At 59.7% G+C, this 26472-nt stretch carries 24 protein-coding genes; 14 read left to right on the forward strand and 10 right to left on the reverse strand.

Features of this window, described 5'->3' with window-relative positions:
- The first annotated feature begins 236 nt into the window (after window positions 1–236).
- Both L0U83_RS25830 and L0U83_RS25835 read left to right on the forward strand, forming a co-directional pair.
- Window positions 237–638: a hypothetical protein gene (locus tag L0U83_RS25830; protein WP_233887002.1), complete on the forward strand. Its 402-nt coding sequence runs from the start codon at window positions 237–239 to the stop codon at window positions 636–638.
- A 9-nt stretch (window positions 639–647) separates the two neighbouring features.
- Complete coding sequence (locus tag L0U83_RS25835) at window positions 648–1877, forward strand: esterase/lipase family protein (RefSeq protein ID WP_233887003.1); 1230 nt, start codon at window positions 648–650, stop codon at window positions 1875–1877.
- Between the two features lie 396 nt (window positions 1878–2273).
- Here L0U83_RS25835 and L0U83_RS25840 read toward each other — a convergent pair whose 3' ends face one another.
- On the reverse strand, window positions 2274–2522 hold the full coding sequence (locus L0U83_RS25840; RefSeq protein ID WP_233887004.1) for a hypothetical protein: 249 nt from the start codon (window positions 2520–2522) through the stop codon (window positions 2274–2276).
- Between the two features lie 86 nt (window positions 2523–2608).
- A complete protein-coding gene (locus tag L0U83_RS25845) occupies window positions 2609–3661 on the reverse strand; it encodes a YeiH family protein (RefSeq protein WP_233887005.1) in 1053 nt (350 codons plus the stop codon).
- Window positions 3662–3992: 331 nt separating this feature from the next.
- Between L0U83_RS25845 and L0U83_RS25850 the strand changes: the two genes are divergently transcribed.
- The 8 genes from L0U83_RS25850 to L0U83_RS25885 all read left to right on the forward strand — a co-directional run bounded on the left by L0U83_RS25850 (window position 3993) and on the right by L0U83_RS25885 (window position 11227).
- Window positions 3993–4883 (forward strand): LysR substrate-binding domain-containing protein, encoded by an 891-nt coding sequence (locus L0U83_RS25850; RefSeq protein WP_233887006.1) that lies wholly within the window; start codon window positions 3993–3995, stop codon window positions 4881–4883.
- Window positions 4884–4923: 40 nt separating this feature from the next.
- Window positions 4924–5832 carry a LysR substrate-binding domain-containing protein gene (locus L0U83_RS25855; RefSeq protein ID WP_233887007.1) on the forward strand — a complete coding sequence of 303 codons (909 nt, stop codon included), beginning with the start codon at window positions 4924–4926 and terminating at the stop codon, window positions 5830–5832.
- A gap of 156 nt (window positions 5833–5988) precedes the next feature.
- Entirely contained in the window at window positions 5989–7215 is a 1227-nt protein-coding gene (locus L0U83_RS25860; RefSeq protein WP_233887008.1) for an aminotransferase-like domain-containing protein, read from the forward strand.
- The gene (locus tag L0U83_RS25865; protein ID WP_233887009.1) at window positions 7212–7436 is read left to right on the forward strand and encodes a DUF3311 domain-containing protein; all 225 of its coding nucleotides are present in this window, start codon (window positions 7212–7214) and stop codon (window positions 7434–7436) included. The genes L0U83_RS25860 and L0U83_RS25865 overlap by 4 nt, the downstream gene beginning before the upstream one ends.
- Window positions 7433–8956: a monocarboxylate uptake permease MctP gene (gene mctP / locus L0U83_RS25870; RefSeq protein ID WP_233887010.1), complete on the forward strand. Its 1524-nt coding sequence runs from the start codon at window positions 7433–7435 to the stop codon at window positions 8954–8956. The genes L0U83_RS25865 and mctP overlap by 4 nt, the downstream gene beginning before the upstream one ends.
- Window positions 8940–9629 (forward strand): class I SAM-dependent methyltransferase, encoded by a 690-nt coding sequence (locus tag L0U83_RS25875; protein ID WP_233887011.1) that lies wholly within the window; start codon window positions 8940–8942, stop codon window positions 9627–9629. The genes mctP and L0U83_RS25875 overlap by 17 nt, the downstream gene beginning before the upstream one ends.
- A 24-nt stretch (window positions 9630–9653) precedes the next feature.
- Complete coding sequence (locus tag L0U83_RS25880; RefSeq protein ID WP_233887012.1) at window positions 9654–10520, forward strand: MBL fold metallo-hydrolase; 867 nt, start codon at window positions 9654–9656, stop codon at window positions 10518–10520.
- Window positions 10521–10843: 323 nt separating this feature from the next.
- A complete protein-coding gene (locus L0U83_RS25885) occupies window positions 10844–11227 on the forward strand; it encodes an ATP-dependent protease (protein ID WP_233887013.1) in 384 nt (127 codons plus the stop codon).
- A gap of 110 nt (window positions 11228–11337) precedes the next feature.
- On the opposite strand, the gene L0U83_RS25890 is transcribed toward L0U83_RS25885, so the two are convergent.
- On the reverse strand, window positions 11338–12252 hold the full coding sequence (locus L0U83_RS25890; protein WP_233887014.1) for a LysR substrate-binding domain-containing protein: 915 nt from the start codon (window positions 12250–12252) through the stop codon (window positions 11338–11340).
- Between the two features lie 133 nt (window positions 12253–12385).
- Here L0U83_RS25890 and L0U83_RS25895 point away from each other — a divergent pair, with 133 nt between their 5' ends.
- Together L0U83_RS25895 and L0U83_RS25900 are read left to right on the forward strand one after the other, a co-directional pair.
- Complete coding sequence (locus L0U83_RS25895) at window positions 12386–13783, forward strand: FAD-binding oxidoreductase (RefSeq protein ID WP_233887015.1); 1398 nt, start codon at window positions 12386–12388, stop codon at window positions 13781–13783.
- 541 nt (window positions 13784–14324) lie between these two features.
- The gene (locus L0U83_RS25900) at window positions 14325–15296 is read left to right on the forward strand and encodes a helix-turn-helix transcriptional regulator (RefSeq protein WP_233887016.1); all 972 of its coding nucleotides are present in this window, start codon (window positions 14325–14327) and stop codon (window positions 15294–15296) included.
- Here L0U83_RS25900 and L0U83_RS25905 read toward each other — a convergent pair.
- The gene (locus L0U83_RS25905; RefSeq protein WP_233887017.1) at window positions 15293–16075 is read right to left on the reverse strand and encodes an alpha/beta fold hydrolase; all 783 of its coding nucleotides are present in this window, start codon (window positions 16073–16075) and stop codon (window positions 15293–15295) included. The genes L0U83_RS25900 and L0U83_RS25905 overlap by 4 nt on opposite strands.
- Before the next feature lie 175 nt (window positions 16076–16250).
- On the opposite strand from L0U83_RS25905, the gene L0U83_RS25910 reads away from it, so the two are divergent.
- Entirely contained in the window at window positions 16251–17510 is a 1260-nt protein-coding gene (locus L0U83_RS25910) for an NHL repeat-containing protein (RefSeq protein ID WP_233887018.1), read from the forward strand.
- 9 nt (window positions 17511–17519) lie between these two features.
- Here the strand turns inward: L0U83_RS25910 and L0U83_RS40585 are convergent, their stop codons facing one another.
- Window positions 17520–17642: a hypothetical protein gene (locus L0U83_RS40585; RefSeq protein WP_267939511.1), complete on the reverse strand. Its 123-nt coding sequence runs from the start codon at window positions 17640–17642 to the stop codon at window positions 17520–17522.
- A 673-nt stretch (window positions 17643–18315) separates the two neighbouring features.
- On the opposite strand from L0U83_RS40585, the gene L0U83_RS25915 reads away from it, so the two are divergent.
- Window positions 18316–19374: a beta-keto acid cleavage family enzyme gene (locus tag L0U83_RS25915; protein WP_233887019.1), complete on the forward strand. Its 1059-nt coding sequence runs from the start codon at window positions 18316–18318 to the stop codon at window positions 19372–19374.
- A 579-nt stretch (window positions 19375–19953) separates the two neighbouring features.
- Here L0U83_RS25915 and L0U83_RS25920 read toward each other — a convergent pair.
- The 5 genes from L0U83_RS25920 to L0U83_RS25940 form a co-directional block, all read right to left on the reverse strand.
- Entirely contained in the window at window positions 19954–21075 is a 1122-nt protein-coding gene (locus tag L0U83_RS25920) for a cupin domain-containing protein (RefSeq protein WP_233887020.1), read from the reverse strand.
- Between the two features lie 87 nt (window positions 21076–21162).
- Complete coding sequence (ltaE, locus tag L0U83_RS25925) at window positions 21163–22167, reverse strand: low-specificity L-threonine aldolase (RefSeq protein WP_233887021.1); 1005 nt, start codon at window positions 22165–22167, stop codon at window positions 21163–21165.
- Between the two features lie 25 nt (window positions 22168–22192).
- Window positions 22193–23290 carry a M14 family metallopeptidase gene (locus L0U83_RS25930; RefSeq protein ID WP_233887022.1) on the reverse strand — a complete coding sequence of 366 codons (1098 nt, stop codon included), beginning with the start codon at window positions 23288–23290 and terminating at the stop codon, window positions 22193–22195.
- A gap of 166 nt (window positions 23291–23456) precedes the next feature.
- On the reverse strand, window positions 23457–24770 hold the full coding sequence (locus L0U83_RS25935) for an MFS transporter (protein WP_233887023.1): 1314 nt from the start codon (window positions 24768–24770) through the stop codon (window positions 23457–23459).
- Window positions 24771–25085: 315 nt separating this feature from the next.
- On the reverse strand, window positions 25086–26168 hold the full coding sequence (locus tag L0U83_RS25940; RefSeq protein ID WP_308445075.1) for a M14 family metallopeptidase: 1083 nt from the start codon (window positions 26166–26168) through the stop codon (window positions 25086–25088).
- Window positions 26169–26472 lie beyond the last annotated feature (304 nt).

The raw sequence follows: 26472 nt of genomic DNA on the forward strand, positions 1-26472 counted from the left end.
CGAACGGAAGAATATCGGCATCCGCTCATTGGAATTGGCACTCGCGTGTTCAGATGCAGTTTATGTGCGCTCGCCAACATCCAGCGAAATCGTAACTTGCAATTCCGCGATTTAGCGTCTATTGTTCGTGGCGACGACCATTTTATGCTCAAACAAACTCATTAAAATACCGATTGACAACCTGCTTTGTATACACGAAGAATTGCCACCCGCACAACTTGGCTCGGAGACATTCGATGGATGACGACACTAGATTGGATCGATTGTATGACTACACCAAATTTCACATTGGGATATATTTGTCTGCCGCCGGAGGTTTAGCCGCCTTAATTGCATTGGCTTCCGACTCGACAAAATTGCCCTACATAAACCGGCTCATAGGTACGCATTGGGCATTGGTAATTTCATTCGCACTTATGGTTTTTGCTGGAATATCAGGGGCAATCGTCGCGACCTCTACGATCGAAAGCGAAACCTATACCAAATTCATTCAAACTCCCCAAGGTGCATACGGATTCAATCCATTCCCGGGAAAAACATGGGTTACGCTCGAGCATGCGTGCTTTTGGCTTAGTCTCCTTTTCTTGGGATACGGAGTATTTTCGGCGACGGCGGTGCGTACGTGGGTGCTCTCGTAAAGCACAAAAATGAATCATCTTGTGTTGATTCACGGAACGTTCGCACGCGGGGCTGAGTGGACGCAGGACGACTCGCCTCTGGTGAGGGAACTACGAGAGCGCCTCCATATGCCACGCGTCCATCGTCATATATGGTCGGGCCGCAACTCCTTCGCAGCACGCGAGCGAGCAAGCGTTGACCTTGTGAATCTCATCAAGACGATTGTTGCAGAAGATGGCGACGCGCGCATCGCAATCGTCGCACACAGTCATGGTGGCACGATTGCGCTGGAAGCCATGAACACGGATGAAGTACGAATCCATACCAATGCTATTGCCTGCCTTGCGACACCTGTCTTAAACGTTGCACCTGTCCATGAACGAGGCATCTCAATATATGTCCTGTGGACGCTTGCCATAGTCGGCGTGGTGTTGGCAACATTCGGTTTCCCACCTTTGTCCGGAAGCGGGTCGCCCGCGCTCCCGACAGGGCCGATCTCGGGCCTGTTGTCTGCTGGTCTAGTTTGGCTACTGACAGTTAAGGTAGGAGTTCCGTTCTACCGGCAAAGACGGGACCTGGCTAAAGTGATTCTTCGTTCCACAAGTTATAAGAAGATCATTTCGACGAAAACCGCATTCTTTCGATATCCGGGTGACGAGGTAACATCGTTCGCAGGAGCCATTCATCTAATCAACTTTACATTAGGGTTATTAAGCTATCTCCCTTTGAAAATTCTCGATAAGTCATTTCAGAAATTTGCGTATTTTGTCGTCAACACAACTGAACGATTCGGAAAAAATGCTGCAACTTACGTAGGCTTATCTCTTCTTTTCAGTGTTTTTATAGTTCCTCCGCTTATACTGATTCTGCTAAAGAGAAATCCAGCTGAGGGGTTGTGGGTTCCTCTTGGAATCCTACTATTTTATATAGCGCTGGGCGTAGTATATTTATTCTGCCGAGCGTTTGGTGCGTGCGCTCTAAGCCTCCTTTTTGGACCAGAACTAATTTTTGCGGCACCAGAACTTCGCGTCACGGCAGAGAGTTGTCCGTATGGACAGTGGACCGTCGTTTACCTCGATGAACGCGCCTCGATACCAAAATCGAAAGAGGATTCGATATGGTCGGATGAGTACAAGGCTGATTCTGGGCGATACTCGCATGGGGCCGTTTACGAAGCTTGGTATTTCTGCCGCGCCTTGGCAGATTGGCTAGTAGTTCAGATGGAGTTCGAGTTGCCATCGAAAAAAATCGAATCTTGATTTGACTTATTTTTTATTACTATAAGCAAATTAAAGTGTGCCTCTTGAAAAAAATACCTCAGATAGCAGTGACTTCCCCGCTGGAAAGACGCGGTCCTCTTCTTGCGAAGAAATCGATTAACGGCTCTATCGAACGCTGCGCAGTTTCGTAAATAAGTTCTTGTGCAGGTATTGTGTGACTGTTCAGATTCGCGACTGCCAAGATCCAAAGGTCGGAATGATAATATATATCCGCCTTATCACGCCAAAAGGGAACGTCGGCAATGGCGGATGCCTTGTTCCCGAACTACGAAGTGGAATGACAGTTCTGCCTTGATGACAGCCCCTGGAACGCTGAAGATTCGACCGGCAGGACTGGGTCGGCTACCGGCACCCGCATAAGCCTGCAGCCGGCCATCAGCGGGCGGTCGAGTGCGCTTTCAATCTGACGTTCGACCGGCAGAATCCGCCTCTAAAAACCGGCCAGTCGCCGAATATGGGCTGTACGGTTTCGAGCGTCTGGATAATCCACTCCTTGAGCGAGGCGCCCCGCTCGGCCCCCACACTCACACAGTCGAGCACGGTGTCGCCGAACCGTTGCGTGCCGTCGATTGCCTGCTCGACCTCGGCAGTTCCGCGCAGCGCCGCGCCCCGGGAGCAGGACATCGGCGTCGAGCGCGCGCATCGCGTGATAGTGCGTCAGAAACACGTGCTTCACCGGTTTGTCGGTGACGCTCGCAATCGCGTCGGCCTCACGCGATCCGCAGGAGGTGAATGAGCACGAGACTCATGAAGGCCAGCGAGAGGATCGAAAGCACCACGGCGGCCGTGACGCGCGGCCCCGCCTTCGCGACGGTACGCAAATCCGTCCCCAAACCCAACGCGGCCATTGAAACGACCGTGAGCGCGCTGCCGATCAGGTTTGCCGGCTGCAGCAACAGCACCGGTATCAGCCCGGCCGAGCGTACCGCGCAAAGTACGATGAAGCCGATGATGAACCAGGGCACCAGCCTGGTCAGCCTGACCATATTGGCCCGCGTGCTCGCGCTGTCGCGCGGTGCCGGAGTACCCGGATTCGTATTGCGACCGGGCGCCAGCGTGTTCAGGAGCAGCATGACAGGGCCAAGCATGAGCACGCGCACGAGTTTGACGAGCGTGCCAATGTGCGCACTGACGGCTGAAACGGGCACGGTTGCTGCGAGCACCTGAGGCACCGCATAGACGGTCAGTCCCGCCACCGTTCCATACTGCACCGCGTTCAGATGAAGCAACGAGGACAGCGTCGGCAAGCCCAGCACGACCGCCACGCCAAGCACCGCGGTGAACGCGATCGAAGCGGCGACATCGTCACGGCTTGCGCCAATCACCGGAGCGACGGCCGCGATCGCCGAATTTCCGCAGATGGAGTTTCCGCACGCGATCAGCAACGCGAGGCGTTGCGGCAGCCTTAGCGCACGTCCGATACCGTAACTGACCGCAATGGCCACGACGACAGTCACGACGATGCCCAACAGGAGCCGGATGCCCGTCGCTTGCAATGCAGTGGCGCTGAACGACGCGCCGAGCAGCATGACCGAGACCTCCAGCAAGGTTTTTGCGCTAAACGTAATGCCGTTTGTCCAGCGGCTTCCGGGCGTCCATACGCTGCGGACCAGCGTGCCGACCAGGATCGCCAGCACGAGCGATTCGAGCCAGATGTGGCCAAAGACGTGGGCCTGAAAGGTTTGCAATAGCCATGCGATCAAACTCACACCGAGACACAACGCGACGCCAGGCAATAACTCGCGAGAGTAATCGAGGAACATCGAAATCTTGCTACAGCATGCGGGGCGATTCGGCAACAGAGACGACATTTTGACACCCGTGGGTTAAATGGAGCGCCCAGACTAGATGTCGTTCGTCCTGCTGAAAAATACAAAATTGGCAACGCGGCTCTGACTTTTTGTTATGCCACGCCGACTGCCGCGGCTACGCGTTGCCCTCGGATCGATTGTTTTCCACAGGAAACAATCTTGCTCCAGGAAGAGCCTTAAACGGAGCACCGGAGAAGGCTAAGATCGAAGGCGTCGCGAGATCCCCCTGATCATCGGGTTTCGAATCACCATGCCGTGAAGCGACTTCTGCGGGTCGTTGCCCATGAATTTTACTCACCTGTTTGCGTTCTACGAGGTCGCCTGTGCGGGCAGCTTGAGCGGGGGCGCCCAGCGCCTTCGGGTCAGCCAGCCGGCGGTCAGCCGCGAAGTCAAGGAGTTGGAGGAGCGTCTTGGCATAGTGCTGTTCGACAGACTGCCCCGGGGTGTATCGCTCACCCATGCGGGGCAGATTCTGTTCGACTACGCGCAGCGGATTTTCACGCTTGCCGAAGCGGCCCGCTCCGAGCTGAACGAGGTAGCCGGCCTGAGCGCAGGACACCTGAAGATTGGTGCAAGCGCAACTGTTGGCGTGTATCTGGTGCCAGGCATCATTGCCGAATTCAACGCGCGCTACCCGAAGGTCAGCATCGAGCTGACGGTCACCAATACGCAGGAAGTCGCAAGCGGTCTGGGCGACGGCAGTTTCACGCTCGGCTTCATCGAGGGCCCGTACGACGCGGCGCGCCTGAACGCGCAGCATTTTGGCGCCGACGAAATCGTACTTGCAGCCGCAGCGGACAATCGGCAACAAACCGGGCCACTCCTTGCGCGCGATCTCGCGACCCAAGCCGTTATTCTGCGCGAACCGGGATCGGGCACGCGAGCGGTGGTGGAAGATGCGTATCGGCGCGCCGGGCTAGCGATGACGCCTGCGATGTCGGTGAGCGACACGGAGGCTATCAAACGCATGCTGATCGCGCAGCGCGCCTTGGCCTACGTGTCTGCACTCAGTATCCGGGAAGAAGTTGCACGCGGCGCACTGCGCGTGCTCGATGTCGCCGATTTGCGCATCGAGCGGGCGCTGAATCTCGTCTGGCTCAAGGGGCGCTCGCTTGCGCCGAGCGCCCAGGCCTTCTTCGATCTGGCCATTGGGAACGCCGCGAGATCGCACTGAAAGCCGCCTATAATCGTTTCATTGTCGCCGGACAGAAACGATGGCCATGATCGACCTCAATGATCTGTATTACTTTTCGGTCGTGGTCGAGAAGCGTGGCTTTTCCGCTGCGGCAGAGGCAATCGGGGTGCCGAAAGGCACGCTCAGCAAACGTCTGCGCGCCCTCGAGCAGGCGCTGGGCCTGCGCCTCGCGAATCGCACGACGCGCAAGTTTTCGCTGACCGAGGCGGGAACGGACTTTCATGCGCACTGCCTGCGCGTAATGAACGAAGTCCGAAATGCCGAGCAGGCCGCGCAGGCGCGGCTGAGCGAGCCCGTCGGCCGCGTGCGTGTCACTTGCGCGACGGGCATCGTTCGCATGGCGCTCGATGAACTGTTACCGCCGTTTCTCGCCGCGCATCCGAAGATCGATCTCGATCTGCTGACCTCCAGCCGCTACGTCGACATCGTCGAAGAGGGCTACGACATCGCGCTGCGAAGCCACACGGAGCCGTTGCAAAGCTCCACACTGATCGCGCGCCCGGTCGCGCAGACGCGCGTGGTGCTCGTTGCCGGCCCCATGTTCTTTGCGCACGGGCCGCCCGCCGAGCCGTACGAACTGGAAGGCGTAGCCGGCATGCAGTTGACGCGCCGCGACAGCGGCAGCACATGGTTGCTGCATGCATCGGATGGCCGCACCGCGACCGTTTCCTATCATCCACGAATTCGCTGCAACGACGCACCGATCGCGAAACTTGCCGCGAGAGCCGGCCTTGGCGTCGTGGCCCTTCCCGCGCCCATGTGCAAGGCAGAGCTTACCGACGGCCGGCTGGTGCGCGTCTTGCCCGACTGGCACATTCCACGCGGCACGCTCAGTCTCGTCTTCCCCTCCCAACGAGGCATGACACAGGCGATGCGCGCCCTTCTCGACTATCTCGCCGAAGCCCTACCCGCTTTTCTGAACGACTGATCCCCCTTTCATGCCGTCATGCAGTCCCTTGAATGGGACGCGGGGGCATTGCATCGTCACGCACATCGTTTCCCCATGGAAACAGTTTTACGACGTTAGCTGTCTTTTTCGTCATTCGCGTGTTGCCTACGATGACGCTCTTCCAGGAGCAATCAGATGGCACATACGTTGTCTTCTGCCGGGCGGCGCATCGCGCAACGTGCGCGGTCGCTAAACAGCTCGGCGATTCGTGAAATTCTCAAGTTCACCGAACGGCCTCACATGATTTCATTTGCGGGCGGCATGCCGTTGTCTGCCACGTTTGGGCTTCCCGCGCTGCGTGAAGCATCTGTTCGGGCCTCGCACGGCGCCGAAAGCTTCCAGTACAGCACGACGGAAGGCTATGCACCGTTGCGCGAATGGATCGCACGGGAACATTCGGACAGCCAGCATCGCGTCTCGCCTTCGAGCGTGCTGGTGACGAGTGGCTCCCAGCAGGCCTTCGACCTGATCGGCAAGGTGCTCCTCGATCCTCATGCCACCGTGCTGGTGGAGCGACCCACGTACCTCGGCGCACTGCAATCGCTGTCGCTTTACGAACCGGAGTTCGTGAGCGTGCCGATGGACGAACACGGCCTCGTGTCCAAAGCGCTCGAATCGATCGGGCCCGAACGCGCGGCGCTGCTGTATCTGCAGCCCAACTTCCAGAACCCCACTGGCGCACGGCTGTCTTTCCAGCGCCGCAGGAGCATCGCGGAGATCGCGCGCCGCACTGGGCTCATCATCATCGAGGACGATCCCTACGCCGCACTCGCATTCGACGGCAGGCAAGTGCCTTCGATTCATTCGATGGCGCCAGATCACGTGATCTACCTCGGCTCGTTCTCGAAGGTGCTCGCGCCGGGATTGCGGGTCGGCTACATGATCGTGCCGCGCGTGCTGGAGCAGAAGTTCGTGCAGGTCAAGCAGGCCGCCGACCTGCACAGCTCGACGCTCTCGCAGCGCATCGTCTACGAGACCGTGCGCGAGGGCTTTCTTGCCTCGCACGTGCTGCGAATCGCGAGTTTATATCGCGAGCAGTGCGAAGCAATGCTTTCTGCTCTAGACCGGCATATGCCCCCGGGCGTGCGCTGGAATGTACCTGAAGGCGGCATGTTCGTCTGGCTTGCGTTGCCGGAAGGTATAGACAGCGAAGCGCTGCTCAAGGACGCGCTTGCCGTCAAGGTGGCATTCGTGCCCGGAGCGCCGTTCTTCGCGCGCGATTCGTTGCACCACTACATCCGTCTTTCGTTCGCAACCGCTGCGCCCGAGCAGATCGATCTCGGCATCGAGCGGCTTGCGGCACTCATCAACGCGTACTCGCGTGTGCTTACCCCTTACCTCGCCACGGACCTCCATCGATGAAAACCCGACTGACACTGCTGCTGATCGCCACACCAATTGTCGCGGCGTTGTGCGTACCCCTCTATAACCGGCTGACGCCGACGCTTGGCGGCTGGCCTTTCTTCTACTGGTGGCAGACAGGCTGCGTCCTGGGCGGCGCCCTGCTGACGGGCGCAGCGTACCTGCTGGACGCGCCGGCCGTGCGCAAGGCCGGCGCGCGGTCGAACGGGGATGCAGCATGAGGACGACGCCCGTGGTTATCTTCGTGGCGCTATTGGCGCTCGTCAGCGTGCTTGGCGTGGTCGCGTCGCGATGGCGGCGCGGCGACCTCGGCGCGATTGACGAATGGGGACTTGCGGGGCGGCGCTTCGGCACGCTCATGAGCTGGTTTCTGATTGGCGGCGATCTATACACGGCCTATACCTTCGTTGCCGTGCCCGCGTTGGTGTTTGCTGCTGGCGCGATGGGCTTCTTCGCAGTTCCATACACCGTCGTCGCGTTCGCGCTTGGCTTTCTCGTTTTGCCGCGCCTGTGGCGCGTCGCGCGGGAGCACGGCCACGTGACCGTCGCCGACTATATCGAACAGCGCTTCAACAGCAGACCGCTTGCACTCGCCATTGCATTGACGGGCCTGCTCGCGACCCTGCCCTATATCGCGCTGCAACTGGTGGGCATTCAGGTCACGCTTGGCGCGCTCGGTTTCCCGACGCATGGCTGGACCGGCGAGTTGCCGCTCTTCGTGGCGTTCGGCGTGCTCGCGGTCTACACGTGGTCGAGCGGCTTGCGCGCACCCGCGATGATCGCCATCGTCAAGGATCTGCTGATCTACGCAACGATCATCGGCGCGCTAATCGTTATCCCGCCGCAACTGGGCGGATTCGCTCACCTGTTCGCCGCGTTGCCGCCTGCGAAGCTGCTGCTGAAAGCGCCGGACGCCACGAGTCTCAACGGGTATTCGTCTTATGCAACGCTTGCGCTCGGATCCGCGCTCGCGTTGCTGCTGTATCCGCATTCGATGACGGCTACGCTTTCCGCCTCATCTGAGGGCGCAATCCGCCGCAACATGGCACTCTTGCCCGCCTGGTCGTTGCTGCTTGCCTTTGTTGCGCTGCTCGGCGTGATGGCGCTCGCGGCCGGTGTCGGTTCGATGCCCGAATTCGCAGGGCAGTTCAGACAGTACGGCCCGAACTTCGCGGTATTCGCGCTCTTTCTGCATTACTTTCCGTCGTGGTTCGTGGGCGTCGCGTTCGCGGCCATCGGTATCGGCGCACTGGTGCCCGCCGCGATCATGTCGATTGCCGCGGCCAATCTCTTCACGCGCAACGTATGGCGGCCGTTCCTGGCGCACCGCTGCACGGCGGCACGCGAGGCGCGGGTGGCAAAACAGGCATCGCTATTCGTCAAGTTTGGCGCGCTGGGTTTCGTGCTGTTCATGCCCGCGCAGTTCGCAATCCAGCTGCAGCTACTCGGTGGCGTATGGATCACGCAGACCTTACCCGCCGTCGTCCTGGGCCTCTTCGTACCCGCCGTGCGTGCGCGCAGCCTGATGGCGGGCTGGGTCATCGGGCTCGGAACGGGTACGTGGATGGTCGCGCAAAGCGGTTTCAGGTCGGCCATTTACACCATTCACCTGGGCGCCCTTGAGATGCCCGTGTATGTCGCTGTGATGGCATTGCTCGCCAACTTCAGCGTCGTGCTTTTGTCGTCTGCAATCCTCACGAAGTCACAGGAAAAGGGAGTCGAAGGTGACCTTCAAAGTTGATATCCCTCGCGACGCGCTCGTGGACGTGGACACCGATACCCTGCTGTCGCAACTGGCCTTTCCTTCGGGCGACATCGGCCTCGCGGTCGGCGAGCTGATGGAGCGCGTCAACGCCGCGCTGATCCATGCGGCATTTGGCAAGCTCGATCTGCGAGTGGACGACCGCATTGTCGAGATCGGTTCCGGCAACGGCGGTCATATCGGAACGGTGCTCTCGCGCGTGCCGGGGCTCACTTTCGTCGGCCTCGACATTTCGCCGACGATGACCGCCGAGGCGCGCGAGCGCAACGCCCTGTTGCTGGCGCGCGGCCGCGTCGCGTTCACCACTGCGGACGTGGCACGCATTCCTTACGCGAGTGCCACGTTCGACAAGGCCATCGCGATCAACAGTGTCTACTTCTGGCGGGATTTGCACGCCGGCCTGCGCGAACTTCGCCGCGTGCTGCGCGACGACGGCCAGCTGCTGATTGCCACGATGACGCCCGAGACGTCGCTGGCGATGCCGTTCAGCCGGCACGGATTTCGCATCCACGGGCCGACTACATTTCGCGAAGCCTGCTTCGAAGCCGGATTCAATCACGTGCAGATCGACCGCCATGTCGATCGCACGACAGTAGCTGTCACGCCCGCTTCGGAGCGGACGTTTTTTCTGGTTCGCGCCACGTGCATGTAGCGCATCAGGTTTCAGGAGAGTTCGATGTTTCCTCAGGTTCAATCGTTTCACGACGCAGTGACGGGCACCGTCAGTCATATCGTTTACGCCGGCGCGGGTTCGCCTTGTGCGGTGATCGACCCCGTACTCGACTATGATGCCGTCTCAGGACGCACATCGAAGGGCTCGCTCGGTCGCATCGTGGCATTTATCGGCGAGCAGCAATTGAGCGTTGCCTGGATTCTCGAGACGCATGTGCATGCGGACCACCTTTCGGGCGCCGTCGAACTCCAGTGCAAGACCGGAGGCAAAATTGCAATCGGCGCCCGGATCGCTGACGTGCGCTCGCTGTTCTCTGCAACATTCGATCTCAGCGGCAGCCACGGCTTCGATCACCTGTTCGCCCCCGATGAAATGTTCGCGATCGGCGCATTGCAGGCGCGCGCCATTCCCACGCCCGGCCACACACCCGCCGACTCCGCGTATCTCATAGGCGATGCGCTCTTCGTGGGCGACACTTTGTTCATGCCCGACCTGGGCACGGCGCGCTGCGATTTTCCGGGCGGCGATGCATGCGTGCTTTACGCTTCGATCAAACAGCTGCTGGCACTACCCGAAACGACCCGCGTTTTCGTCTGTCATGACTATCCGCCTGCGGGGCGCGACGTGCGTGTCTGCACAACCATTGCCGAGCAGCGGCGCGACAACATTCATGTGCGCGATGGGATCAGCGAAAGTGACTTCGTCGCCATGCGAAGGGCAAGAGATCACACGCTGAAATTGCCTGCGTTGCTGTTTCCGGCAATGCAGGTGAACCTACGGGGAGGTCGTTTGCCCGAGCGTGAATCCAACGGCCGGCGCTATCTGAAGGTTCCCCTCGACGAGCGGCTGCTCACTGGGGATGTGTCGTGATCCGGTGGCTTCTATGCCTTGACTTCGGGCCCAGCGACGAAGAGATCGAACTTATGCGCTACCTGTTGCTCGCCATGGTGGCAGCGTATTGAGCACACTTACACGACCGTTAGAGGCGGTTGCCCGAAATGCTCGATAAAAGACCAGTGCACGCCAGCGGTGCCCCTTTCAGTGGCGCACTCGAAGGCGTGCACCGCCCGATCATGGTGCTCTCGCGCGGGCCAAACGTCGGCTCCCAGGGGCACGTTGCACCACCCGGATTCACGGCACCCGCCCGGGTGCGGCCCGCGCGATAATGTGTCACGGCCAACATGAGATATGGGATGACAACTACATTCGACGAGGCAACAACGGCGGCTATTACCGCGTTTGCCCAACTGGACTTCTACACGGCTGTGCAGGCGATGCGCGCCGAGGCCGACTACGACCGCGAACGGGATCAGTGGATCTCGCGCTACATCGACGAGCACGGCGGCGGCGCTGACGATGCGGCATACGACGCCTTGCACGCACAGGCCGAGGCAACTCTGGAATACGCGCAGTTCGTCGACGCCGTTCGCAGGGAAATCCTGGAATACTTCGGCGTGGCCGCCAATCAACTCGACTGGGTAGTCCTGCTGCGCAATGACGACAGCGATGAGCTTTGGGAGGAGGTCAACCGGCAGCGGACCGTGCTGGGAACCGGTGAAGTGCGCGGAGATCTCTGATCATCGCTTATCGGTGTATCGCGAAGGTCGACAGTTCGCTTCGAAGCCTGCCAGGCGACACGTCGAACTGCCAACATGGAGGTCGATTTGCACGAGAATCTGAGGCGCTCCTATGTGTGACGCGAGCAGACCAGCCACTGTACGAAGGTGCGAACTGCGCTGGACCTCGCATGCTCCGCAAGATGTGCGACGTAGAAACCGTAACCAGGCAACGCAAGCGCATGCACTTTTACGAGCGCGCCGCCCAGCAGTGCCCGCTCCAGTACGATGTCGCTGCACAGTGCGATTCCCTGGCCAGCGAGTACAGCGTCGATCGCATGGAGTTCTTCCCGAAAGCTCAAATCACGCCTGTTCCGAAGAGACGTGAATGCCGATACCGGAACACCCGAAGCAGAAAACCAGCGCGGCCAGGAAGGCGCCTCGGGATCTCCGTTCGTCCACTCGTAATGAATCAGAGGAAATCGAAGCAGATCCATCGCAGCAATCGGGCATGGTTTTTCTGTTCCGAGGAGGCCGGGGCTGGCCACGGGGTAGAACGCATCTCGCGCAATCTCCTTACATACCAGACCTCTCGGCGGCAAGTGTGCGTAGCGTATCGCTACGTCCGCTTCGCCGGCCGCCAGGTCGAGCACTGCATCGGTACCGATGATCTGCAGCGGAATGTCGCGGTGAGACTCGTGCCATAGCGACAGCCGCGGAACCAGCCAGCGACTCGCGAAAGCGTTCGGACTCGTGATCCGCAGCGCAATCGTGCTGCCCATTCCGGCAACCGTGGAGAGGGCGTCGGCGAATGAATCGAATCCCCTACGCAGGGCCGGATACAGAAGTTGTCCAGCATCGGTGAGTCGAACGGGTCGTGGCCGCCGCACAAAGAGTGGCCTGCCACACGCTTCTTCCAGCGTGCGGATCTGGTGACTCAGGGCCGTCGGCGTCACGTTGAGTTCATCCGCGGCGTCCTTGAAACTGCGATGCCGCGCAACCGCCTCGAACGCCTGCAGCGAACGCAGAGGGGGCAACTTTCGCATGTGTTCAGTCTAGATGAAGTTTTCTCATCTGAAAGCTGAATTCTTTCATTTTGCTTTGGCGACTGGGAAATGAAACCATCAAGCGATCGATCCTTGAATTTCGGCTTCGCCAAGCGGATGCGAAGGAGGCAAGATGAGCACGCAAACAGAAGCGTTACACGTTTTGAAGGGCGAAATCGACGCTGACTCGCATCAGTTCAGGCAATTACATGAAACGCTTCACGGCACGCTGATCATGCCCCGTGATCCGGATTACGACGAGGCGCGCCGGGTGTGGAACGGGACAGTCGACAAGCGGCCAGCAATGATCATCTATTGTGCCGACGCTGACGACGTGGTCGCAGCCGTGCGCTTTGCCCGGGCGATTGATTTGCGGGTTGCGGTGCGCAGCGGCGGTCACAACGTAGCGGGCGTTTCAGTCTGCGATGCCGGTATTGTCATCGACCTCTCCCGAATGAAACAGATCGACGTCGACACTGAGCGACGCGTTGCGCGCGCGGAGGCTGGCCTCAACCTCGGCGAGTTCGATCGGGCCACCATGGCCCACGGCCTCGCGACGACAGCAGGCGTGATCAGCGACACGGGCATCGCCGGCCTGACGTTGGGCGGCGGCTTCGGCAAGCTCGGCCGCAAATACGGGCTGACTTGCGACAACCTAGTCGCCGTCGAAATGGTGACTGCCGACGGGCAAAAACTGTTGGCGAGCGACAGCAAACATTCCGACCTGTTCTGGGCCGTCAGGGGCGGTGGAGGCAACTTCGGCATCGCGACGGCTTTTCACTTGCGTCTTCACCCGCTTGATCCGGAGTTGCTTGTCTGCTCTCTGCTGTACCCGTTCGCGCAAGCGCGCGCGGCACTGCGCTTTTACGATCAGTTTGCGCGCAATGCGCCGGACGAGGTGAGCGCGGACGCTGCATTCGTCGCCAATCCATCTGGCGAGCGATTCTTCAGCATATCGGCTTTGTATGCCGGCGCCCCCGAGTCCGGTCTACGGGTTCTCGAGCCACTGATGGAGTCAGGCTCTCCCGCCGACTGCCGTCTCGAGCGCGTGCCTTATCTCCAGATTCAATCGAACGGCGACGGCGTGTTTCCCCGAGGCCGGAGGTACTACTGGAAGGCGCAGTTCCTGAAAGCGATCGACGATGGCGCGATCGACGCCGTAATGAGCGCCTACGAGCGCTCGCCTTCGCCGTCATCGCTGCTGGTCTTTCAGCACGTAGGGGGCGCCATTGCCCGCGTCGCCGGGTCCGCGACCGCGTACCCGCATCGCGACGCCAACTTTGACTGCTTTCCCGTCGCCATCTGGGACGAGGCAGCGGAAGATGCCGTGAACGTCCAATGGGCGCGCAGCGTATGGGAAGCGTTAAGGCCGTATTCATCTGGAGGCGTCTATGCAAACAACCTCGGCGATGAAGGCGACGAACGCGTGAAGGAAGCCTATGGTGCCAATTATTCGCGGCTGGCTTCCATCAAACGCAACTACGATCCGGGCAACTTCTTCCGCATGAATCAGAACATTGCTCCCGCGTGAACATATTCACCTGGCGCGCAATATCCGGCACGCAGAGCTTCCGTGCCATCGCTCGCTCGAACAGGTGCAGTTTCCCAACGATCTATGTCCGGGCCTGTCCAGTCGTCGCCGAGTACAGTTGCACAAACGTGTAACCCAGGAAGTCAAATCCGCCGTCCGACACTTTGCAGATGCGTGTCTTCTCCTCGTTGTCCGTCAGCTTCAGTTTGCCCATGATCTCGTGCAGCTTCAGCAACGCCTCTTCGGCCTTGCCTCTCTTGCACAGGATCACTGTCGGTAATGACGGTTCCGTACGATCCCGGCATTTGGGTCAATCGGACGTCGGCATCGACATGATCGGCACGCCTCGTTGACATCTCATATTGTTCTGATGGAAGTGCTGCCGTGTCCTCTACTTCAGGATTCTGTGCACAGTTGGACGCCCAACAGTTTGGGGTTCGGTCAAATTTATGCTATCAACGTAAAGACCAACAACAAGAATCGATGCCGGTGTTTGCCGTTTTCAGCCGGGGGAAAGCTGGAATCAATAACGGAGGCACCCATGCACGAGCTCAATGATTTTCTCCTGTCGTTGCATTGCGCAGCCCGAGAGGTTCCCTTTGAGGACTTCCAGGCGCATGCGCTCGGCCTGCTCAAGCGTGTCGTGCCTTTTGACGCGGCGCGCTGGGGAACCACGCGCCATGATGAACGCGGAGCGGCGTACCACTCGCCCTATCTGTACAACGACTCACCCGACACGCTGAAAGACTACGACGCGGTGAGGGAAAATGATGAAGCGGCCACGTGGTGTCTCTCGCATCTCGACACAGTGACGAACTTTCAGCTGCATGACATGTGCGCCCGCAACCGTGATCCGGGCATGCTCAAATACGTCCGAGAGTATCGTCACATGCACGGGCTGATTGTTGCGTGCAGGACGGGCGAGCACGGTCTGTTTCAGGCCATCTCGCTCTACAGCGCGTACCTTGACAAGCCGTTTGATGAATCTCAGCGCAGCATGATGCAAATCGTGTTTCCGCATCTGCGGGAGGCACTGAATACGAGCCTCACCTTCCAGATGGAGCGCATTCGCCCGCGTGCCAGTGGGACCTTGTGGCATCTCGCGATCAGCGACTTTGCGGGAGATTTCCGGTTCGTGGAGCCCGGGTTTCGCGAGCTGTTGCGCCAGGAATGGCCGACGCTCATGCATCACGCCTTGCCGGCTGTGCTTGTGGGGCTGATCAATCCGCGCGCGCCGGCGCGGTTCCTGGGGCGCGCGATGATTGCATGGATCGATGTGCTGCACGACATGGTCTTTGTGCGGGCCCGCGCACGCATGCCCGTTGACGGACTTTCGCCCAGAGAGCTCGAAGTGGCGAGGCTCGTGGTCTCCGGTCTGACCTACAAGGACATCGCCAGAACCCTGGCACTTTCGCCCGCGACGGTTCGCAATCATCTGCAGGCAATCCACGATCGCGTGGGTGTACACAACAACGCAGAACTGACCGAGGAGTTTCGACGCGCCGGCTTCTAGTTCCGGTTCCACCAGTGCGCGGCGGCGTCCTCCAAATGGATGAAATGTCCTGCATCGAGTTCGGCGCACTGCGCGCGCGGAAAGTACTGCATCCAGGTCTTCCGCTCGGTGTCGATGTCGATGAGTGGGTCAAGGCGCCCGAAGACGATCTGCACGGAGGCGGGCTCGGTGGGCAGGGGTGATGAGGGTTGTTGTGCGGCCCAGAAGTCCTGCACGATGACCTCGAACGCACGCGGGTCCACGACGTTCTGGTGCGCAACCAGATCCAGGTACCACCGGCGACGCGCGTCCGCTGTGGGGCTCCAGTACAGATCGAAGAAGTTTGCGAAGCTCGTGACCTGCGAGGCGAGCCGTGAAAAGCGCACGTGATCACTGCCTGCCTTGAACTCCTCGAGCGCGGCGAGCAAAGGCCCGGAGGTGGGGGCGATCTCGAGCAGGCGAGTCCCGAGCCGCACGAACGCGGCGCCGATGTCGTAGACGGGTGCGAGCAGCCAGAGCTTGCGCACATGCTGCGGCGCGCGCGCGACCAGATGAAGCGCAAGATGCGCCCCGAAGGAATGTGCGATCACATCCGCCGGATGGCCCTGGGACTCGGCGAGCATGCGCACTTCGTCTTCGGCCGCTTCAACCAACGCCTCGAAGGGATGTGAGAACAGCACGACCGAACGCGGCTGGTCCCACCAGTGAATGGGAAGCGTGTGGCCGTAGAGATCACGCTCGGCGATCGCAGAGAGCCCCGGGCCGCCATGCAGGAACAGGGTGGAAAGGGGTGCTTCCATGTTCGCTCCTGAGGCCTGGGATCGCGGGTTGCATTGCTGCGTAGCGTCATCTTCCTTGGTCAGGCGTTCACGCGCAATGGTGCAGATGCATCATGCGTAGACCGTGCCACCCCCACTATCCTCAACGTTCGCGCGCCACCCAGGAGCGCGGGTGGATAACGCTGAGGAGACCAAAATGCCTGAACCTGGACTGCCACAGATCAAGCGCGGTATCACGTACTCACTCTCTTACCTCGCGGGTGCGGCACTCGTTGCCGCGCTGCTCGCCGCCTGTGGTGGCGGAGGCAGCGGCGGCCCGTCTGGCGCCACGTCGCAGAGCGCGTCGACCGCCGCCAATGACCCGCCGGACTCATGGGCGAGCGCGCAGGCCCAGGTGTCGAATTTTGGCGGCCCGGCCACCGTGGTCCAGCCTTCCGTCGTCGCGACCAATTCGGTCTGCAGCACCCAGGGAACCTGCGTGCCGGGGGGAATCCGTCTTGACGAAAACTGCAGTGCCCAGGCGGTGGTCTGCGGGCCTGCCGGAATCGCAGTGGATGCGAGCGGGAACGTGTACGTCGCGGGCGGCAACACGATCTACCGGTTCACGCCAGCGGGTGCGATGTCGGTATTCGCGGGCGGCGGGAGCGCGGGGTATGCGGACGGCCAGGGCGCATCGGCCCTCTTCGATGCGCCCCAGGGGATGGCGTTCGACGCGACCGGAAATCTGCTCGTTGCGGACAGTGGCAACAACGTGATCCGGAAGATCACACCAGGTGGCACTGTCTCGACCGTTGCAGGTTCGTCCGTCGAGGGTAGCGCTGATGGTACGGGCACGGCGGCGAGCTTTAGTGAGCCGGTTGACGTGGCGGTCGATGCGAGCGGCAACATCTTCGTTGCCGACGGCGGGAACAGCGCCATCCGCAAGATCTCCACGGCGGGTGCCGTCACCACGCTCGCTGGCGGGCAGAAGGCGTCGACGTTCACCTGGCCCACCGGCGTCGCGGTAGATCCGTCTGGAAACGTCATCGTGATGGACTTCGGCGCCCACAAGGTACTAAAGGTAACGCAGGCCGGCGCGGTTACGACGGTGGCAGGCACCGGTAGCGCGGGCTCGGCAGATGGTGCAGGCAGCGTGGCGACGTTTGGGTCTACGGGCCCGTACGATCCGCTTCACGCAGCGATCCAGTACGGCCCGGCGGGCATCGTCGTCGACAAGCTCGGCTACATGTTTGTTGTTGATCGGGGCAACAACGAGATCCGCATGATTACGCCTGCGGGTGTGGTGTCAACGCTCGCCGGTCAGCCGGGTCAAACGTGGGGTACGGCCAACGGCCCCGGCTCGGCCGCCCTATTCGATACCCCAGCGCATATTGCCATGGATGCCAACGCCAACCTCTATGTCACCGAGGACGGAAACAGTGATGTGCGCATGCTCACGCCGGTACAAGCACACTAAATGCGGTTCTTAAACGTCCAGCGAAGCTGACTGTTCTTGCGCTCGACTGTTGTGCCCCTGGCCAGCCGAATGCATGGTGCCATGCGTGCGCTCGCACACCGACGCGCGCACCACGCGCGCAGGCTTGCTCATGAAATTCGCCTTTAACGCATGCTGGAAATGCCTCCACGCCCAATCCTGCCCAACAGCACGCATCGCGGTACCACCAACAGGAGACCAGGATAAACAATGCGGATCATGTCCCCGTGTTGACAGGGAAGGCGCGGTTTCTGGAAGGGCGAATCGACTGATCGCTCCAACAGTTTCGATGAGTCGCGGACCTGGTATCGTCGCCGGTCCGTTGCCTTCAATATCCTGGTGTCCGATATGTGCGCAACTTCTGCCGCTGTGACGTCGGGCGCTGGATGACGGAAACGGGTCGGCATCCGCCGGATGACCCGCTGTTGCCAAAAACGCCCGATTTCCGCTCCGCAGCGTGTATGGCGAACGTCAACCGCTGAATCCGAATACCCCGTAAAACCTGCTGCATGCCCCTACCGCAGCCTTCTGTTTCTTTGGGCCGCCGCGCCAGCGCCAGGCTATTCCGGACTGGACAGATCCCTTCACGGGGGGACGCAAACCGGGCCAGTATCTCGCGCAGCGACGCCGGCCGCATGTGCGCTCCCACCCGTCATCCGTATCGGGGTTAACGCGCGATGGCGCTGAATCGCAAAAGATTGGCACGAAAACACAAAAGTGTCTCGCCAGTTTGGCGTATCGTCCCAAGCACTACTCCCCCCTCGCTTCACTGCCAGAAGGACACGCCATGAATTTTCTCGACGGCCACCTCTACACCGAGAACCAGCAACCCCTGATCATCACGGCCGCGCCCTATGCGCCGTCGTGGGTACCCTCCGACTTTCCGGAAGACATCCCCGTTACGATGGAACAGCAGATCCAGAAGGCGGTGGACTGTTACAACGCAGGCGCGACCGTGCTGCACTTGCATGTGCGCGAACTCGACGGCAAGGGCAGCAAGCGTCTGTCCAAGTTCAACGAGCTGATCGCGGGCGTGCGTCGCGCGGTGCCGCAGATGATCATCCAGGTGGGCGGGTCGATCAGCTTCGCCCCCGAGACCGAAGGCGCCGCGGCCAAGTGGCTGAGCGACGACACGCGTCACATGCTGGCCGAGCTCGATCCGAAGCCGGACCAGGTGACGGTCACGGTCAACACCTCGCAGATGAACGTCGTCGAGCACTGGGAGGACGCGGACGTCAAGGGCACGTCCATGGAAGACCCCGCGGTCTACCATGCCTACAAGGAGATGACGGTGCCGGCGCAGCCCGGCTGGGTCGAGGAGCATGTTCGCCGCCTGTCGGCCGCCGGCATCCAGAGCGCGTTCCAGTGCTACAACATCAACAGCTTCGACTCGGTGGAGCGCCTCATCCGCCGCGGCATCTACAAGGGCCCGCTCGTCATGAACTGGGTGGCCATTGGCGGCGGCATGGACGTCCCCAACATCTACAGCCTCTCGAACTTCGTGCGCGCGGTGCCCGACGGCGCGGTCCTGACGGTCGAGAGCTCGATGCGCAACGTGCTCCCGGTCAACATGATGGGCATCGCGATGGGCCTGCATGTGCGCTGCGGCATTGAGGACAACCTCTGGAACCAGTCGCGCACGAAGCGCATGAGCACGGTCGAGCAGATCGAGCAGCTGGTGCGCATGTCGCGTGAATTCGGCCGCGCGGTGGCGACCGCCCAGGAGGCCCGCGAGATCAGCAAGATCGGCGTGTTCTACGACACCGTGGAAGAAACGCTCGCGGCTAACGGCTTCGCGCCGAACCGCAATGGCGCCACCCAGGGCTTCCTGCGCAAGGCAGTCTGACCCGGCAACACGTTAAACATGCTGTCGACGCCGATCGAATCTTCGCCCACAGGGCAATTTTCGGTCGGCATCCGCTGACGACAGAACGTGGTGCCATGGCGCTTGACGACGCAACGGTTTGCTGCGCCGCAGATCATGTCTTCAAACGATTCAAACGTCAGGTTAATTGATACGCAAATCAAAAGACCAAGCTGACTCAATCGCTTAGGAATACCAATAAGAAAAGGGCCTCGGTAGGCGCAACGGTCGCTGTATTGTCTGACAGTAGGCGTGGTCGTTTCTCCCCAATGTTGTGAATACATTGAACGGCGAATCCGCCGAGGGAATCTACCGTGAACGTCTTGATCCGCAGACGGGCTCTGGCGAGCCCGCGTCCTTTTACGCGTCCCCCGATTAACATCGCTGCGCGAATACTCCTGACCGCCCTAGCCTCAGTGGCGCTTTGCATTAACGTGACAAAGCCGTTTTGATGCTTGATCGTCTATGGGATCCCGACTATCGATGAGGATAGAAATCTGGCACGCATTCGCGAAGGTGGCAGCACGCGTGAACACCCGCACCGCCCCCGTCCGCTAGATCTCAATCACCGATCAGGAACTTTTCCGGCAACGTAATTTCGAGCAACTGGAGATCCTCTGAATAGCGCTCAAATGCATACCGCGTGTTTCCGGGGATAGTTATGCTTGCATCCGGGGCGAGCGTATAACGGTCGCCCTCCACGACGACATCGAGACTACCCGACAGCACAAAGAAGAAGCACAGTTCGGTGTTGTGCGCCTGTGCCCGACAACTCGCCTCTCCGACTGGCCGTACAACGCGAACTCCAGCGACGCCTTGGGTCGCGTGACCAATCTGGGTATCTGACGCCTCAAAGCCGGCAATGCGCCACGGTCCCCACTTCGCTGACTTTGCCACGTGACGCACGAAACGCTGGCCATCAAAATCCCGGGCCGGATGTGAGGCGGGTGTCGGCAGCACCATTTCGTGGTCGACGACGGTGATGTGCTCAGCCGGACTGCTGAGTTCGACCACTTCCGCTCCCGCCGAGCTAGCAAGTACGCGATGTCGAATTGTCGGCGGTTGAAGTACGCAGTCTCCGGCATGCATTTCAAATGGCTCGCCCTGCCCCTCGTAGACAACGCGCACCCAGCCCTTTCTGCAAAAAATCGTCTGGAATCGGACCTTGTGAAAGTGCGTGTAATCGGGTACGGGTCCCCCATCGAGAATGCGAATGTGCGATGCGATAAATGCACCACCGTGCCTCTCCGGGAGAAGATCGCGATAGCGAAGTCCCGCCCGACCGACATTCCAGTGCGTATCTTCGTCCAGATGCGATAGCGCGAGCGCCTGACGCGTCTCTGGCTGACGGACAGGCGGATCGGCCGCCTCCAGGCGAATACTCACCCCGTTCGGTGCAACAAGTTCTCGCGCACCGGACGAAAGCTGATAAGGATCGTCGCACAGCAAACGCAACTCCTTGACGCCGTTGGAGAGGCCTACGCCAAGTCGAAGGGACAAACCATGTCCGGAGAGCATCGCCGTCGACGGGTTGTCGGCGGGAAAAATAGCGTCAATCCGAAGCCCGAGTGTCCTTGTAAGAAACTCAAGCGTTGGGCTCAGTTCGTCGCATGCCATAAGCACCTGGCAGCTGCGAATACCGGTAATTGGCTGCCGGATGGAAGAATCGTTAGGCTCGTACATGACAACGCTCCGGAAAAGTGGCTACGTCGATGTTCGCTCATCGACTCCGCGGGTATTTAAAATGAAGCTCAGTAGAGCAGATCAGAATCAGCGCGTGAAATATTGCTTTACGGCGCTAACGAACGTGTCAATGTCAGCGCGTGAAACATCCAGGTGCGTGACGAAACGGGACCCATACAACACTTGTGTGAGGATGCCACGTTCCTGCAGCCACGCTTCGAGCGGCGCACAATGCTGTTGCGGGAACTGCGCGAACACCATATTGGTGGCCTGCGACAGGACCTTCACCTGATCGATTTGCGCGAGCCCCGCAGCGAGATGCGTCGCATTGCCGTGATCTTCGGCAAGGCGTTCGAAGTTATGATCGAGCGCGTAGAGACATGCTGCCGCCAGTACGCCCGACTGCCGCATTCCGCCGCCCAACACCTTGCGCCAGCGTCGCGCCGCCTCGATCACCGCCTTGCTGCCGACCAGCACCGACCCCACAGGGGCGCCGAGTCCCTTTGAAAAGCACATCGACACCGAGTCAAACGGCGCACACAACGCCTCGAGAGTTTGTTTCGAGGCGACGGCCGCATTACATACACGTGCCCCGTCGAGATGCGTCGACAGCCCGCGTTCACGCGCGAGTTGCGTGGCTTCGGCGACATAACCGGCAGGCAGTACCTTGCCGCCGGTCGTGTTTTCCAGCGCGAGCAGCCGCGTGCGCGCGTAATGGATGTCGACCGGCTTGATGGCGGCGGCGATCTTGTCGAGAGGCAGGGAGCCATCCACTGCATTTTCGATTGGCTGCGGCTGGATGCTCCCCAGCACGGCCGCCCCCCCACCCTCGTCCCTGTACGCGTGCGCCGTCTGGCCAACGATGTACTCATCGCCGCGCCCGCAATACGCCATCAGCGCGGCAAGGTTGCTCTGCGTGCCGCTCGGGAGGAATAGTCCCGCCTCCTTGCCCGCGCGCTCGGCGACGCTCGCCTGCAGACGCAGCACGGTTGGGTCGTCGCCCCAGACATCGTCGCCAACTTGTGCGGCTGCCATGGCGGCGAGCATACCCGTACCCGGACGAGTCACGGTATCACTACGCAGGTCAATCATGTGTTCTACCTCTGGTTGCAATCAGCTATTCGTCGGCCAGACCCGAAAGCGCCTGCAGCATTGCTGCACGCGTCTGGCCCCAGACCATCCCTTTCCAGACGTCGTTATCGCAATAGAATGCATCCTTGAGTTGTTGACGAATGAACTGTCTCTGACTCTCATCGGACTCAGGGTGCCTCAGCAGCCACTGCGACGCGCGTAGGCGGAACATGACTTCCGCTTCCGGCCACGTGCCAAATTCAAGCCCGATGAGCGCGGCCACCGCGCCCGGACATTCATCGTAAATGCTCGTCACGACCAGCCCGGACACCTCGGCCGTGTCTTCCTGATTCTCAAATGGCGAAAATACCAATGCCCCCCACCAGGCCCGAGCCAGTTTCAGGTCATCCGGTCGCCTGCGTCCACCGTACAGCTTGTCACCGTGTCCGAATGGCCCGAGACCGGTGTGTATGTCGATCCAGCCGATGTGCGACGCGTCGGCTGTAAATTTGCGCAAAATCCTTCGTACAGTCGTGTTGTTCCAGGTCGGTGTCTGTCCTCCATACAGGAGTCCGTTTGGCACACTGTATTGGCCTGTCACCAGCGCTTGTGTCGCTACTGCCTGGCCAAGTTCGGCGACGCGCGAATCAAGCGCCAGTTGAGCCTCACGGCTGGGCGGCCAGGTGTCCGGGAACACGAGCGCGTCCAATTGCACGTACTTCGCGTTCTGCGGCAACGCCGCATCGAAGTTGATGTGATTCCGGTTCAGGTCAACATTGTCCTGATTGGTCCGCTGCAGATGGGAGAAACCGTAAGGGTTGATTGCATGAATCATCAGCAAGCCGATATCGGAGCGCGCTACGCGTGCCATCAAATCCGCGTCATGCAAAGCCGCCATCTGGCATCCGGAGCCGCAAAAACCCTCCGGACCGTGCGTGCCTGAACTCACGATCAGGATGCGACTCGCATCCATTCGACCGAAGTAAGCGACATCGATTGCGAGTTCTTCGCCGACCGCTCCCTTATAGTCTGGAAGCACGAAGGTTTCCAGATGAGCGTTCTGCTGATCTGCCGCTTTCAGAAATTTACGGCGTGCCTCGCCATAGGTTCCGGAAAAATGGCGAGTTACGTTGCTTGTATCCATGATTTTTTTCGTAGCGCCAACATTAGGCAACGCAAAAGTTAGTCGTGCTGTCAAGCAGTTAAGGTTCCGAATGAGGACACCGCAGCAATAACCGTGTTTGCAATAGTCTTGCGTCGCGCCTGGCACCGAACGCAACGATCAGTTCTTGATACCAGTGTCGATTGAACTAGAGGTCTGCGTGTTGCAACGTCCGTTCCTGGGCGGTTTCCGTGCGCCGCCCGGCCATGGCAACCGCCGCTATCGTGACTGCGATTGCAGCCAACACGTACCAGCATGGCGCCATCTCCGCTTTCAGCGTGTGAACGAGTGTCGCGACGATCACCGGCGAAAAACCGCCAAACAGGGTGGCTGCGAGGTTGTATCCCAGCGAGATTCCGAAGCTTCGCTGCTGCGGCGGAAAGGTCTCCGACATCAGTCGCGGCAATCCACCCATGTAAATCGCCACCGCCACTGCCATGACAGCCTGGCAAACCAGCAATGCGCCGACTGTACGCTGCGTGACGAGGAAGTTAAATGCCGGAACGATTGCCGCTGCGGCAAGTACAAGTCCGAAGTTCATCACGCGGCGTGAACCGATGCGATCCGACAGCGCACCTGCCACAGGAATGACCACCAGGTTTGCCACACCCACGATCGCCGCTACGACATATGCCATGCTGGCTGGCATACCAAATTGCTTAATCGCAAAGGTTGGCATGTACAGCATCATGATGTAAGCAGAGGCCGACCCTGCGGCGACAAGACCGGCGCAAATCAGGGCGCCGCTGATCACCCCCCCGGCGTTGGACGTGAGCGGTGCGACCTCTGTTTTCATTGCGACCGAGCGCGTAAATTCCTCGGTCTCGGATATCGACGCCCGCATCCACAGACCGATCGGACCGATCAGCAGCCCAAGAAAGAACGGAATCCGCCACGCCCACGCCTGAATCTGATCCGGGGTGAAGGCAACGCTGATGAGCCAAACTGCAGCGGCAGAACAAGTCGCCGAGAATCCCTGACCAGCGAATTGCCAGGCACCGAAATAGCCGCGGCGCGATGGGTCTTGTTCCACCAGAAACGTTATTGAACTACCGAATTCGCCTCCAGCTGAAAATCCTTGAATAAATCGGGCGGCGACGACAAGAATTGGAGCCAGCAAGCCGATTGAATTGTACGACGGCGTCACTGCGATGATCAGCGTGCCGACGAGCATCATGCTGATCGTCAACGTCATCGCCGGCTTTCGCCCGGCCCGGTCGGCATATCTCCCGATCACGATCGCCCCGACCGGCCGAATGAAGAATGGCACACCAAAGCTCGCGAGAGCGAGCATCAGCGAAGAGAAACCGTTCCCCGTCGGAAAAAATACTTTTGCAATGGTCAATGCAAAAAAGCCGTAGGTAGCGAAGTCGAACCACTCCAGTGCATTGCCAATCGATGCAAGGAATATGCTGCGCACGACACTAGCCTGCTTACCGCGGTGGTTGTCATTTTGTGTCATAGCCTGTCTCTGCTCTGAAAGTATTCAGTCGCGCGATTTCGCTGCTTTCGACGAAACGACTGCAGCGTCTTTTGGATCAATGCTCCGACTGACGATTGCTTGCGCCGATACCTATAGTTTTCCAAATACGACGATGAAGTACGCGACGTTGTGTGGAACCTGGCCTCGGCGACTCGACCGCAGCGGAACCGCGTGGTTTAGCGGCACAAGCCTCTCGTGCAAGTCGGGAGGGATGAGACGTGCCTCAGCGATTCGGGAACTGATACGTACAATGGGCTCGTCGACCTTCGCGTCTTACCGGTCCAGTGGCGGCCGTTATTGCCGTGTAAGACCGGAGACAGCCTGCAAGGCAATTACACGTATCTGTCCGTAGACGGCGCCCTTCCACTCATCAGTGTCCGGATAAAATGCATCCTTCATGGCCTGCTTGATTTGAGCATTCTGTTCTGCCCCGCACTCCGGGTGCTTGTGAAGCCAATGGTCGCCTCGAAGAGCTGAGAACACACGACCCTCTTCGTAGGTGCCATATTCGATGCCCAGTGTGGTCTTCTCCACGTGAGACGGCAGGTCGTACACCGAAAACAAAGCGGAACCGCTTGTTTCTGTCGACACGCATCCCGGTTCGTACATCCACCTGACGTCCGCGCCCCACCAGCTGTGGGCACGCTGCAATTCATCTTTCGACTTGCTAAGGAAGATCTTTTCCGCGTGCCCGAACGGACCCAGCCCTGTGTGGATATCTACCAGGGCAACGCGCCTGTAGGCCGAGGCGTGCTCCAGAAAAATCGAGCGAAGTTCCCGCGTGCTCCAGGATACCGAATTTCCGCCGAAAAACATGCCGTCGGCAACACGATACTGACCCGCCGCTGCGATCGCCCGAACGGCCCTTTCTCCGTGCTTCGAAGCGTATGCCTCCAAGGCCTCCTCTGCCTCCGGTGTGGGCGGCCACGAGTGTGGCAACAGAAGCCGTTCGACCTCCTCGTAGGCCGGGTTTAATTCCCTCGCCGCCGCATGATCTACTGCATTTCGGTTCAGATCGACATTATCTTCGTTGACCCGCCGCAGATGCGCAAAGCCAAATGGGTTGACGGCATGAACAAGAAGCAGAGCGCATTTCTTTTCCGCGAGAACTCCGAAGAGCTCGTCATCGTTCAACATCCCGACCTGGCACCCCGATCCACAGAACCCCTCCGGGCCGTGCACACCGGACGTTACGACAAACATTGACTCCGCGCCTTTTGGTGCGTAGATCGCCGTGTCCATCGTCAGCGCTTCGCCCTCGGGGCCGAGGCGGTCCGGCAACCGCGCGGAAACGATGCGCATTCCGCGCGCACGCGCAGCATCAAGAAATTTGGCACGAGCCTCTACATACGATCTGGAAAAGTTTTGAACTACCACGCTAGAACCTCCGGTTGATCTTGCATCTCATGCGTCGCCGCTCGCGCACCATTTTCTGTGGTTTGCGATATTTGAAAGCAGAATACAGTTTGATATGTCAACTATCAAGCTATCCAATTACAGGGTATACGAGAGACTCTTGGACAGGCACCGTCTAAACCCTCTTATTCGCGGACTTTACGGCCAAAATTCGCTGTTTCGCTGGGCGTTAACCCCAACGGTCAAGAGATTGACTCTGCGCCAAGAAGGTCTATAAAGTGTATTCAGTTGTATGAAGTCGTGGATATAAACGCTGTTCGAAAAA

The sequence above is a fragment of the Paraburkholderia flagellata genome, assembly GCF_021390645.1.
In the GTDB taxonomy this organism is placed as follows: domain Bacteria; phylum Pseudomonadota; class Gammaproteobacteria; order Burkholderiales; family Burkholderiaceae; genus Paraburkholderia; species Paraburkholderia flagellata.

What these genes read in the sequence shown, in the direction of transcription:
- L0U83_RS25830 (WP_233887002.1), top strand. Translation starts at nt 237, where the DNA reads ATGGATGACGACACTAGATTGGATCGATTGTATGACTACACCAAATTT.
- L0U83_RS25835 (WP_233887003.1), top strand. Translation starts at nt 648, where the DNA reads ATGAATCATCTTGTGTTGATTCACGGAACGTTCGCACGCGGGGCTGAG.
- L0U83_RS25840 (WP_233887004.1), bottom strand. Translation starts at nt 2,522, where the DNA reads ATGTCCTGCTCCCGGGGCGCGGCGCTGCGCGGAACTGCCGAGGTCGAG.
- L0U83_RS25845 (WP_233887005.1), bottom strand. Translation starts at nt 3,661, where the DNA reads ATGTTCCTCGATTACTCTCGCGAGTTATTGCCTGGCGTCGCGTTGTGT.
- L0U83_RS25850 (WP_233887006.1), top strand. Translation starts at nt 3,993, where the DNA reads ATGAATTTTACTCACCTGTTTGCGTTCTACGAGGTCGCCTGTGCGGGC.
- L0U83_RS25855 (WP_233887007.1), top strand. Translation starts at nt 4,924, where the DNA reads ATGGCCATGATCGACCTCAATGATCTGTATTACTTTTCGGTCGTGGTC.
- L0U83_RS25860 (WP_233887008.1), top strand. Translation starts at nt 5,989, where the DNA reads ATGGCACATACGTTGTCTTCTGCCGGGCGGCGCATCGCGCAACGTGCG.
- L0U83_RS25865 (WP_233887009.1), top strand. Translation starts at nt 7,212, where the DNA reads ATGAAAACCCGACTGACACTGCTGCTGATCGCCACACCAATTGTCGCG.
- mctP (WP_233887010.1), top strand. Translation starts at nt 7,433, where the DNA reads ATGAGGACGACGCCCGTGGTTATCTTCGTGGCGCTATTGGCGCTCGTC.
- L0U83_RS25880 (WP_233887012.1), top strand. Translation starts at nt 9,654, where the DNA reads ATGTTTCCTCAGGTTCAATCGTTTCACGACGCAGTGACGGGCACCGTC.
- L0U83_RS25885 (WP_233887013.1), top strand. Translation starts at nt 10,844, where the DNA reads ATGACAACTACATTCGACGAGGCAACAACGGCGGCTATTACCGCGTTT.
- L0U83_RS25890 (WP_233887014.1), bottom strand. Translation starts at nt 12,252, where the DNA reads ATGCGAAAGTTGCCCCCTCTGCGTTCGCTGCAGGCGTTCGAGGCGGTT.
- L0U83_RS25895 (WP_233887015.1), top strand. Translation starts at nt 12,386, where the DNA reads ATGAGCACGCAAACAGAAGCGTTACACGTTTTGAAGGGCGAAATCGAC.
- L0U83_RS25900 (WP_233887016.1), top strand. Translation starts at nt 14,325, where the DNA reads ATGCACGAGCTCAATGATTTTCTCCTGTCGTTGCATTGCGCAGCCCGA.
- L0U83_RS25905 (WP_233887017.1), bottom strand. Translation starts at nt 16,075, where the DNA reads ATGGAAGCACCCCTTTCCACCCTGTTCCTGCATGGCGGCCCGGGGCTC.
- L0U83_RS25910 (WP_233887018.1), top strand. Translation starts at nt 16,251, where the DNA reads ATGCCTGAACCTGGACTGCCACAGATCAAGCGCGGTATCACGTACTCA.
- L0U83_RS40585 (WP_267939511.1), bottom strand. Translation starts at nt 17,642, where the DNA reads ATGAGCAAGCCTGCGCGCGTGGTGCGCGCGTCGGTGTGCGAGCGCACG.
- L0U83_RS25915 (WP_233887019.1), top strand. Translation starts at nt 18,316, where the DNA reads ATGAATTTTCTCGACGGCCACCTCTACACCGAGAACCAGCAACCCCTG.
- L0U83_RS25920 (WP_233887020.1), bottom strand. Translation starts at nt 21,075, where the DNA reads ATGTACGAGCCTAACGATTCTTCCATCCGGCAGCCAATTACCGGTATT.
- ltaE (WP_233887021.1), bottom strand. Translation starts at nt 22,167, where the DNA reads ATGATTGACCTGCGTAGTGATACCGTGACTCGTCCGGGTACGGGTATG.
- L0U83_RS25930 (WP_233887022.1), bottom strand. Translation starts at nt 23,290, where the DNA reads ATGGATACAAGCAACGTAACTCGCCATTTTTCCGGAACCTATGGCGAG.
- L0U83_RS25935 (WP_233887023.1), bottom strand. Translation starts at nt 24,770, where the DNA reads ATGACACAAAATGACAACCACCGCGGTAAGCAGGCTAGTGTCGTGCGC.